Annotated in this window: 11 protein-coding genes; all 11 read left to right on the plus strand. The window is 52.7% G+C overall.

The window, feature by feature from the left end; translation table 11 throughout:
- Window positions 1–252: 252 nt before the first annotated feature.
- On the plus strand, window positions 253–549 hold the full coding sequence (locus DW817_RS10385) for a YerC/YecD family TrpR-related protein (protein ID WP_120112396.1): 297 nt from the start codon (window positions 253–255) through the stop codon (window positions 547–549).
- A 6-nt stretch (window positions 550–555) separates the two neighbouring features.
- A complete protein-coding gene (hisZ, locus tag DW817_RS10390) occupies window positions 556–1,728 on the plus strand; it encodes an ATP phosphoribosyltransferase regulatory subunit (RefSeq protein ID WP_021736981.1) in 1,173 nt (390 codons plus the stop codon).
- A gap of 17 nt (window positions 1,729–1,745) precedes the next feature.
- Entirely contained in the window at window positions 1,746–2,393 is a 648-nt protein-coding gene (hisG, locus tag DW817_RS10395) for an ATP phosphoribosyltransferase (protein WP_009014780.1), read from the plus strand.
- Complete coding sequence (gene hisD, locus DW817_RS10400; protein ID WP_009014779.1) at window positions 2,390–3,736, plus strand: histidinol dehydrogenase; 1,347 nt, start codon at window positions 2,390–2,392, stop codon at window positions 3,734–3,736. Before hisG ends, hisD begins: the two co-directional genes overlap by 4 nt.
- Before the next feature lie 15 nt (window positions 3,737–3,751).
- A complete protein-coding gene (locus DW817_RS10405) occupies window positions 3,752–4,906 on the plus strand; it encodes a histidinol-phosphate transaminase (RefSeq protein WP_021736987.1) in 1,155 nt (384 codons plus the stop codon).
- Window positions 4,907–4,908: 2 nt separating this feature from the next.
- Window positions 4,909–5,493, plus strand: coding sequence for an imidazoleglycerol-phosphate dehydratase HisB (hisB, locus tag DW817_RS10410; RefSeq protein WP_016459591.1), 585 nt, complete (start codon window positions 4,909–4,911; stop codon window positions 5,491–5,493).
- Window positions 5,494–5,528: 35 nt separating this feature from the next.
- Complete coding sequence (gene hisH / locus DW817_RS10415) at window positions 5,529–6,143, plus strand: imidazole glycerol phosphate synthase subunit HisH (protein ID WP_120112400.1); 615 nt, start codon at window positions 5,529–5,531, stop codon at window positions 6,141–6,143.
- Window positions 6,140–6,868, plus strand: a complete 729-nt coding sequence (gene hisA / locus DW817_RS10420) for a 1-(5-phosphoribosyl)-5-[(5-phosphoribosylamino)methylideneamino]imidazole-4-carboxamide isomerase (RefSeq protein ID WP_165851887.1) — start codon at window positions 6,140–6,142, stop codon at window positions 6,866–6,868. Before hisH ends, hisA begins: the two co-directional genes overlap by 4 nt.
- 2 nt (window positions 6,869–6,870) lie before the next feature.
- Entirely contained in the window at window positions 6,871–7,629 is a 759-nt protein-coding gene (gene hisF / locus DW817_RS10425; RefSeq protein WP_021736993.1) for an imidazole glycerol phosphate synthase subunit HisF, read from the plus strand.
- A 109-nt stretch (window positions 7,630–7,738) separates the two neighbouring features.
- Entirely contained in the window at window positions 7,739–8,398 is a 660-nt protein-coding gene (hisIE, locus tag DW817_RS10430) for a bifunctional phosphoribosyl-AMP cyclohydrolase/phosphoribosyl-ATP diphosphatase HisIE (RefSeq protein ID WP_016459589.1), read from the plus strand.
- 24 nt (window positions 8,399–8,422) lie between these two features.
- Complete coding sequence (gene glmM / locus DW817_RS10435) at window positions 8,423–9,763, plus strand: phosphoglucosamine mutase (protein WP_014128348.1); 1,341 nt, start codon at window positions 8,423–8,425, stop codon at window positions 9,761–9,763.
- Window positions 9,764–9,859 lie beyond the last annotated feature (96 nt).

Raw genomic sequence — 9,859 nt, forward strand, 5'->3', positions numbered from 1 at the left:
AGGACACGCATCTGGACGGTCACTTTAGCGCCCCAAAATAAATTATAGAACCTTTTTTTCTCCTCGAACTGTCAGAAAGGACACGAGAACCCTGTATCACATTTTACACTGATAGCGGGCGTCTGGAGGCAGAAGGGTAAAAACAAAAAAATGACTTGCCATGACTTCATTAACGTGTTAATGTATTAGCGTACTAAATTTACGCAGTCTTTTTCTTTTATATTTTTCGTAGTTTTGAAAGGAGTCTCGATTATGCAGGCAGGTCTCAACAAAAGGGAACTTCATCGACTGGCACACGCTTTTACACTTTTGAAGAATGACCGGATGTGTCTCGATTTTTTGGAGGATATCTGCACGCCTAATGAATTGAAGGCCTTGAGTCAGCGCCTGGAAGTGGCGGTGCGTCTTCATCGCGGCGAAAACTATGCCAAAATCGTCAACGATACGGGCGCCAGCAGTACGACGGTTTCCCGTGTCAACCGCTGTTTAAATTATGGAGCCGGGGGATATCGAAAAGTGATTCCCATGCTCCTTGAAGAAGGAGAATAGATTAGCATGACCACTGGCTTTTTGCAGATTCCCTATGGAACGAAAGATATCCTGCCTGGCGAGGCCCGAGTGAAGCGTGAAATGGAAGACCGCCTCGCCCGGAATTTTCTTTCCTGGGGGTATGATGAGGCGATGACGCCGACTTTTGAATACGCTGATACCTTTGCCCTGAGTGGGGCCGATCTTCCCGATGAAAGCATGAAATTTCTGGGGCGGGACAATCGGACTTTTATGCTCCGCAGTGAAATGACGACGCCGCTGGCGCGGATGGTCGTTACAAGGATGCGGCAGGACGAAGGCATCAAGCGTCTTTTTTATATTGCCAATGTTTTCCGTCACGAAGAGACACAAGCCGGGCGGCAATGCGAGTTCCGTCAGGCTGGGGTTGAATTTTTTGGCGAAAAAGGACCCGAAGCGGACGCGGAGGTCTTGGCCCTTGCCGTGGAAAGCCTTAAGGCAGCGGGACTTGCGCATTTTACCATCAGTATAGGGCACAGCGGTTTTTTGGCAGGCTTGATTGAAGACGCGGAACTTTCTGATGCCCAAGTGGAACGCCTCAAAAAGATGATCCTGACCCATAATGCAGTGGCCCTTGAAAAGGCCGCTTCCGTCATTTCCTACGAACCTGTCCGGGAGCTGGTCAAAGGACTCCTTTACCAACAGGGCGGTCCGGACATGCTCCAAGCCTTGAAAACAAAGGTCACTCATCCCAGAAGCCTTGAAGCTCTGGATAATCTGCTTGCCATTTATCATCTGTGTGAAGCCTACGGTGTTACAGATAAGATTGTCTTTGATCTAAGTCTTATCCGCAACTTTGACTATTATACAGGCATGGTCTTTGAAGCGTACGGTCCCCAGATCGGCTTCAATATCTGCGGCGGCGGACGCTACGATTCGATGATGGAAAGATTTGGCAAAGCCATGCCGGCAACCGGTTTTGCCCTTGGTGTAGACCGCATCATCCTCGCCCTGCGCCGCGAAGGCGCCCTGCAGGGGAAGGAAGCTTGGGACGATTATGTCGCTTTTAGTGCCAAGGGAGAAACCAAGGCCATTATAAAGGCCATGACCCTGCGCTGCAAGGGACGGAAAGTCAAGGTGGCAACCCGTCCTATGGATAAAGGCGAAGCGGCGGCATGCTGTAAGCAGCAGAAAGCCTTGAATCTCGTCTACGTCAAATAAGAAAGAAGGACCTTTTTATGGAATACCTAACCATTGCCCTTCCTAAGGGAAAACTCTTTGATCGGTCCGTCAAGGTCCTTGCCAAAGTCGGTTGCGATGCTGACAACGTCGTCGAGGATTCACGGAAACTTGTCATTACCAATGAAAAAACAAAAGTCCGCTTCATCATTGTCAAGACCATGGACCTTCCGGTCTATGTCGAATATGGTGCAGCTGACATCGGCATCATCGGAAAGGATGTCCTCAAGGAAGAAGAACGGGACGTCTATGAACTGCTTGATATGGGCTACGGCAAATGCCATCTCATGATGGCCGTGCCGGAAGAAAAGGTTCTGCCCCGTATGATGGATTATACCCATATGCGAGTCGCGACAAAATACCCTCACAGTGCTGTCGAGTTCTTTGACCGGCAGGGGATGCAGATGGAGATTATCAAGCTCAATGGTTCCATTGAACTGGCCCCGATTGTGGGTCTTAGTGAACTCATTGTCGATATTGTGGAAACGGGGACAACCATCCGGGAAAATCACCTCAAGGAAGTCGCCACGGTTTATGAAAGTTCGGCGCGTCTCATTGCCAATAAGGTCAGTTTCAAACTTCAGCACGAACGCATCAAGAAACTCGTTGAAGATTTGAAGGCCGTGCTGAAGGAGGAAGAAGCATGAAGATATTTGATGAAAGAAAGAGCAGTGCAGAAGAAATCAGTAGGCTCCTGAAAAAGAAAGCTTTTGATGAAGTGGAACTGTCCCCCCGCGTGGCGGCTGGGACGGAAAAGATGTTTGGTCAAAAGCTGACGGCCGCCCAGGTCGTGGACCGCATTGTCGGTGAGATTCGCAAGGGTGGGGACGAGCGCCTCTTTTACTATACAAAGCTCCTTGACGGCGGCGACTTTACTAAAGACACCATCGCTGTGACGGAAAAAGAGTTTGAAGAAGCAGAAAAGGCTGTCGATACAAAGACCATGGAAGCAATCAGCCGGGCTATCAGCAATGTACGAAAGTTTCATGAGGAACAGCTTCCCAAGACGTGGCTGACGCCCCGCGCCTATGGATCCTTCCTGGGCCAAAAGATGACTCCTGTTGATTCGGTAGGCATCTATGTGCCGGGCGGTACGGCGGCGTACCCGTCCAGCGTCATTATGAATGCCGTGCCTGCCATGGTGGCCGGTGTGCCCCGCATCGTGATGGCAGCGCCTGCCAGCCGTGACGGCCGGATGAATCCCTATGTCCTTGCTACGGCCCGGAAAATCGGAATCACGGAAATCTATAAGATGGGCGGCGCACAGGCCGTGGCTGCCCTTGCTTTTGGGACAGAGACCATTCCCAAGGTCGAAAAAATAACGGGCCCGGGAAATATCTTTGTAACCCTTGCCAAAAAGGCTGTTTATGGTCACGTCGATATCGATATGCTGGCAGGGCCCAGTGAAATCCTGATTGTCGCGGATCAAACCGGCAATCCGAAGTATCTGGCGGCCGATCTGTTGAGCCAGGCCGAGCATGATCCCTTGGCCTGTGCCATCCTCATCACTTGCGATGAGCCCCTTGCTAGGGCCGTAGCAAGGGAAGTGGATGAGCAGCTTGAAGCCCTGCCGCGCAAGGAAATCGCGGAAACGAGCCTTGCCCAGACGGGCAAGATCATCCTGGCTAAGGACATGGATACAGTCGTTCAGATGGCAAATCTTTCGGCACCGGAACACATGGAAATCATGACAGAGAACGCTTTCTCCCTTGTGCCTCGTATCCGCAATGCCGGCGCCATCTTCCTTGGAGCCTATTCACCGGAACCGCTGGGAGACTACTATGCCGGTCCTAATCACATCCTGCCGACAGGCGGGACGGCACGATTTTATTCTGTTCTCAATGTGGAAACGTTCATGAAGAAAACGAGCCTCATTTCCTATACGCGGGAGGCCCTCAAAGAGGCTGCCGATGATATCATTGCCATGGCAGAAGCAGAGGGCCTCAAAGCCCATGCCAATGCCATCCGCGTCCGCAAAGGGGAACTATAAGAAGGGAGGCAGCCGATGAGCCAAATTAGGGGCCGTGAGTGCCTGAGCCGCATCGAGGATTATGTTGTGGAAACGGTCCCCGATGCCGATATTATCGTAAATGCCAACGAAACCAATGAACCGATGGGAAAGAAAATGGAGAAAAAGCTGGTGAACGCTGTCCTTAAGGAAGCGTTGAACCGCTACCCCTCCATGCACGGGGAAGACCTGTGTGCTTTTCTTGGAAAGAAATATGGTCTTGATCCTTACCTGTTCTGCCTGGGAAATGGTTCCAGTGAACTGTTGGAAAAAGTCTGTTTTGCCTTTGGCGGCAAGGGCCGTAAGATTGCCTATCCCGCTCCGTCCTTTTCCATGTACGAAACGTATATCACCCTATCTGACAGCACGCCCGTACCGTATCGTTTGGATGAGGAGTTTAAGGTAGATGCCGATGCGGTCATCAAGTTTTGCAAAAAGGAAAAACCTGACGTTCTCATCGTCAATAACCCCAATAATCCGACGGGAACCTATAATGCGCGGCAAATGATGGAAAAAATCATCCGCAGCGTCGATGCCCTTGTCGTCATGGATGAAGCCTACATTGAATTTTCCAATGGGGGAGCGGATGCTGAAGAAAATTCGACCCTCCCCCTTGTGGCTGATACCGATCATCTCCTCGTCCTGCGTACCCTGTCCAAGGCCTATGGCCTGGCAGGCCTGCGCATCGGCTTTGGCGCCGGGAGCAGGGCCGTTATGAAAATCCTTCACAAGGTACTCCTGCCCTATCACGTCAATCGGCTGACCCTTGCCATCGCCCTTGCGTTCCTAAAGTCCAAAAACTACCTCAAAAAGCGGGTGGCCGCTGTCGTCAAGGCCCGTGAGGCCCTTGCATCAGACCTTGGGACCTTGGGCTTTACGGTCCTGCCGTCAGGGACGAACTTCCTTCTTGTCATGCCCAAGGAAGAGACCCTCACTGTCCTTTTTGCAAAAAGCAAAAGCCGGGCCAAAGGTAGGGAGAACATGGCAAAAGCCGCCGGAAAGACCCTTTTTGAGGGGCTCCTCGCCCGGAAGATCTTGGTTCGAAATTATTCCCAGCATCCACTGCTGCCTGGGGCCCTGCGGATTTCGACGGGGAGCTTGGAAGAAAATGCCCGCATCATTGAAGCGGTAAAGGAAATTCTGGAGGGATGATCATGAGAGACAGTACTGTCCATCGCCGGACGAAGGAAACTGACGTGACAGTGACCTTGGAACTTGACGGCACGGGGGAAGCTGATATCGATACAGGTGTGGGTTTCTTGAACCATATGCTGACCCTTTTTGCCGTTCACGGTCATTTTGACCTGACCGTACGGGCGACCGGGGACCTTGATGTAGACTGTCACCATACGGTGGAAGATGTGGCCCTGACGTTGGGCGAGGCCCTGCGCAAAGCCTTGGGTGACAAGGTGGGAATCCATCGCTACGGAAGCATGCTCCTTCCCATGGATGAGGCCCTAGCCGAAGTGATCCTTGATATCAGCGGACGCTCCTATCTTGTGTGGCATGCCGATATACCCCGTGTCAGCCTTGGTCTTTTTGATACGGAAATGGGGGAAGATTTTTTTCGCGCCCTTTCTGTCCAAAGCGGGATGACCCTGCATATCAATGTCCCTTACGGCCGCAATACCCATCATATGCTTGAAGCCATCTTCAAAGGTTTTGGCCGTGCCCTTTCCGAAGCTGTTGCCATCGATCCGCGGGTCCATGGCATCATGAGCAGCAAGGGCGCCCTGTAAGACGCGGCTGAATCCAGCCGTGGGAAAGGATTCCCATGAACAATCATTCCATTGCAATCATCGACTATGGTCGGGGCAACCTGCACAGCGTCTATTACGGACTGAAAAAGATTGGCGCTGACCCCATCATCACCAATGACGAAAAAACCATTCTTGAAGCACCGCGGGTCATCCTGCCAGGCGTCGGCGCCTTTGGGGACTGCATGGACCATCTTGCCGCGTCAGGCCTTGAAGATGCCATTTTTCGAATCGTTGAAAAGGGGACCCCTTTTCTTGGCATCTGCGTGGGACTCCAGCTCCTTTTTGAAGGCAGCGAGGAGACACCCGGTGTCAAAGGTCTTGGCATCTTTAAGGGGCGGGTGCGCCTCATCCGCACGCCCTATAAGATTCCTCATATGGGGTGGAACGAGCTTACTATAACCCGGCCGTCACCTTTGCTAAAGGATGCCAAAGGAAAAATGGTCTCTTTTGTCCATAGCTTTGCCGCGGACCCTTGTGACCGAAATATCATCACGGCAACCACCGATTATGGTACAGAACTTGTCGCTGCCGTAGGCCGCGGCAACGTCCAGGGCTTCCAGTTCCATCCGGAAAAGTCCTCTGCTGCCGGTCTTGCCATGCTGAAAGCCTTTAAGGAGTGGAAGCCATGAACCTTTATCCAGCCATTGATCTGCGAGGCGGAATGTGTGTACGCCTTGAAAAAGGAAATTTTTCAAAAGAAACGGTCTACAGCAAGGACCCTGGAGCCATGGCGCGTCGCTTTGCGGAAGCGGGGGCCCGTACCATCCATGTGGTGGACCTTGACGGTGCCCTTGCCGGAAAAAGTGAGAACCTTTCCGCCATTAAGGCCATCCTGAGGGAGGGGGGTATCTCCATCGAAGTGGGCGGCGGCATCCGAACCTATGAACAGATTGAAGGGCTACTTTCTTTAGGGGTCAGTCAGGTCATCCTGGGCTCTGCCGCCATCTATGATCCCCAGCTTGTGGAAAGGGCCAACCGGGACTTTCCCCACAAAATCGTGGTCGGCATCGATGCCAAAAATGGCTATGCAGCCGCTGATGGATGGGAAAAAGACAGCAATCTCACGGCCGAGGCACTTGCTCGGCGTGTCGCCGCGGCGGGGACGGAGAGAATCATCTTTACGGACATCATCCGTGATGGGATGATGAATGGCAGCAATATCGTAGCCACAGCCGCTCTTTATCAAGCCTGCGGGGTTCCTATCACGGCCTCAGGCGGCGTCTCTTCGCTTGAAGACATCAGAAGGCTCAAAGCCCGTGAAACAGATGGCATCGAAGGCTGCATCATTGGAAAAGCGCTTTACGCCGGTGCTTTTTCCCTTTCTGATGCCCTCAAGATTGCCGGGGAGGTGTGACCATGCTGGCAAAAAGAATCATTCCTTGTCTTGATGTCAAGGCAGGCCGCGTTGTCAAGGGAACGAATTTCGTTTTCCTCCGCGACGCCGGTGATCCCGTGGAGCTTGCAGCCCAATATGAACGGGAGCAGGCCGATGAACTGACTTTCCTTGATATCACTGCCTCCGTGGAAGGCCGCAAAGCCATGCTGGACGTCATTGAACGGACGGCCAGGGAAGTCTTTATGCCTCTTACAGTGGGCGGCGGTATTTCCACCATGGAAGATATCCGGGCCGTCCTCATGGCCGGCGCTGATAAGACGAGCCTCAATACGGCCGCGGTCATGACGCCGGAACTCATCCAAAAAGGGGCCGAAGCTTATGGAGCCCAGTGTATGGTCCTTGCTGTTGATGCAAAGAAAAAGACGTCCGGCGGCTGGGAGGTCTATATCCATGGCGGCCGGACGGCAACGGGATTGGACGTCCTTGAATGGGTCCGCAAAGCCGTGACCTTGGGGGCCGGCGAGATCCTTCTTACGAGTATGGATGCCGATGGGACCCAAGATGGGTTTGACCTTGACCTGACGCGGGCGGTTGCCGAAGAGGTCCCGGTTCCTGTCATCGCCTCCGGCGGCGCGGGCAAACTGGAGGATTTTTACCGTGTCCTGACCGAAGGCAAGGCGGACGCGGCCCTTGCCGCGTCGGTCTTCCATTATGGAACCTTCCGTATCAAGGAAGTGAAGGATTATCTTTCAAGACGCGGCGTCGTCGTGCGGCGCTGAAAAGGGGGCCTTTCCTCATAACAGGGGAAGGGCCCTTCCTGCGTCTTCTGCAAAAGCCCCGCGTCAGGGCCTAGGAAACGTGATACAATAGGAACAAGAGGTGTTTCTTATGAAAATCGATATCAGTCATTTGAAATTTGATGAAAGAGGGCTCATCCCGGCCATCGTCCAGGACGTGACGACGGACAAGGTCCTTATGCTCGCTTATATGAACGGACAATCCCTTGCGCGGACCGTAGAAACTGGCTACACCTGGTTCTGGTCACGGAGCCGGCAGGAACTGTGGAACAAGGGGGCCACAAGCGGCAACCTGCAGAAAGTGAAATCCATCGTTTATGATTGTGACGGTGATACGCTTCTTGTGAGGGTCGTCCAAAAAGGGGTTGCCTGCCATGAGGGCAACTACTCCTGCTTCAGCTATCCGCTGTGGAACGCGGGCTCCGGTGAGAACTTGCCTGTCACGTACAGCGACCTTCCCACAGTTGTGGATGAACTCTACCGTAAACTCACCAATGAAATGAGAAACCGCAAGGATGGTTCGTATGCGGGCTATCTTTTTGAGTCCGGGGAAGACCGGATCCTGACCAAACTGATGGCGCACGCGACGGCTTCCCTCCTTGCTTCAAAGAATGGAAATCCCGACGGTCTTGTTTACGAGATGGGCGATTTATGGTATCATTGCTTGGTACTGCTTGCTTACCATGGCATTACGCCCGCCCAGATGCTTCAAAAGATGGGCGAGCTGGCAAAGAACAAACAACACGAGTGATCGTATCATTTGGAGGCTGATCTGATGGCTAGACTTTTTGGAACCGATGGTGTCCGCGGTATTGCGAACGCTCATCTGAATGCGGAACTTGCTTATAAACTGGGACGGGCAGCGGCCCAATATTTTGGCCGTGAAGTGAAAAGCCCGAAAATCATCATTGGCCGGGATACGCGGCTTTCGGGGACCATGCTTGAATCCGCTCTCGCGGCAGGTATCTGCAGCGCGGGCGGCAATGCCCATCTTCTGGGCGTCATCCCTACACCGGCTGTTTCCTATTTGACGGAAAAACTGGGCGCCAGCGCTGGTGTTGTCATTTCTGCCTCTCACAATCCCTTTGAAGATAATGGCATCAAGTTTTTTGCTAAGACCGGTTTCAAGCTTCCCGATGCCGTGGAAGACGAAATTGAAGCCATTGTGAACCAGCCCATTGACTACACAAAGACCCTGACAGGATCTTCTGTCGGCCGCGTCATCCAGGAACCGGATATGGCCATGGAATATATCCAGCACATTGTGGCCTGTGCCGATACAAAACTGAATGGACTCAAGGTGGTCATGGACTGTGCCAACGGGGCCAACAGTCAAGTGGCCCCTGCCATCCTGCGCCTTTTGGGGGCCCAGGTGATTCCCATCTATGACCAGCCCAATGGCATCAACATTAATAATGGCTGCGGGTCCACCCATTTGGAAGCCCTTCAGAAGAAGGTTGTCGAAGTGGGAGCGGACTGTGGCATTGCCAATGACGGTGATGCAGACCGTTGCCTGGCTGTCGACGAACGGGGCGAGGTCCTTGATGGGGACCAGATCATGCTCATCTGTGCCCTTGATCTGATGAAGCGGGGAAAACTCAAGGATCAGGTTCTTGTCACAACGGTCATGAGCAATGTAGGCCTTAACAAGGCCATGAAGGAACATGGCGGGAGTACCGTGAAGACCGGTGTAGGCGATCGTTACGTCCTTGAAGAGATGCTTGCCCATGATTATAAGCTCGGAGGGGAACAGTCCGGCCATATTATTTTTGGTGACCTTGCTAAGACCGGCGATGGCATGATGACCGCTGTTAAACTTCTTGGCTGCGTTGTGCGCCAAAACCAGAGCCTTTCTGAATTGGGTGCCCTCATGGTCAAATATCCGCAGACCCTTCTTAATGTCCGTGTTGCCAATAAAACGGGCTGGGAAAAGAATCAAGCCATAAAGGACGTGGTCAAAAAATTTACGGATGAACTGGGTGAAGACGGGCAAGTCCTTGTCCGCGCATCTGGTACGGAACCGCTGATCCGGATTATGGCCCAAGGGGAAACGCAGACCGAAACAGACCGAATCACGGAGTCAATTGCCGAAGTGGTTCGCCGCGAATTGGCTTAATAAAAAACGAGGACCCTGGAAAAATCGTACTTTTCCAAGGTCCTTTTTAGGTTCTATAATTTATTTTGGGGCGCTAAAGTGACCGTCCAGATGCGT

The sequence above is a fragment of the Acidaminococcus sp. AM33-14BH genome (assembly GCF_003603525.1).
GTDB lineage: Bacteria > Bacillota > Negativicutes > Acidaminococcales > Acidaminococcaceae > Acidaminococcus > Acidaminococcus intestini.

Excerpts from the sequence above, each read along its gene's own strand:
- DW817_RS10385 (WP_120112396.1), top strand. The coding sequence starts at position 253 with ATGCAGGCAGGTCTCAACAAAAGGGAACTTCATCGACTGGCACACGCT.
- hisZ (WP_021736981.1), top strand. The coding sequence starts at position 556 with ATGACCACTGGCTTTTTGCAGATTCCCTATGGAACGAAAGATATCCTG.
- hisG (WP_009014780.1), top strand. The coding sequence starts at position 1,746 with ATGGAATACCTAACCATTGCCCTTCCTAAGGGAAAACTCTTTGATCGG.
- hisD (WP_009014779.1), top strand. The coding sequence starts at position 2,390 with ATGAAGATATTTGATGAAAGAAAGAGCAGTGCAGAAGAAATCAGTAGG.
- DW817_RS10405 (WP_021736987.1), top strand. The coding sequence starts at position 3,752 with ATGAGCCAAATTAGGGGCCGTGAGTGCCTGAGCCGCATCGAGGATTAT.
- hisB (WP_016459591.1), top strand. The coding sequence starts at position 4,909 with ATGAGAGACAGTACTGTCCATCGCCGGACGAAGGAAACTGACGTGACA.
- hisH (WP_120112400.1), top strand. The coding sequence starts at position 5,529 with ATGAACAATCATTCCATTGCAATCATCGACTATGGTCGGGGCAACCTG.
- hisA (WP_165851887.1), top strand. The coding sequence starts at position 6,140 with ATGAACCTTTATCCAGCCATTGATCTGCGAGGCGGAATGTGTGTACGC.
- hisF (WP_021736993.1), top strand. The coding sequence starts at position 6,871 with ATGCTGGCAAAAAGAATCATTCCTTGTCTTGATGTCAAGGCAGGCCGC.
- hisIE (WP_016459589.1), top strand. The coding sequence starts at position 7,739 with ATGAAAATCGATATCAGTCATTTGAAATTTGATGAAAGAGGGCTCATC.
- glmM (WP_014128348.1), top strand. The coding sequence starts at position 8,423 with ATGGCTAGACTTTTTGGAACCGATGGTGTCCGCGGTATTGCGAACGCT.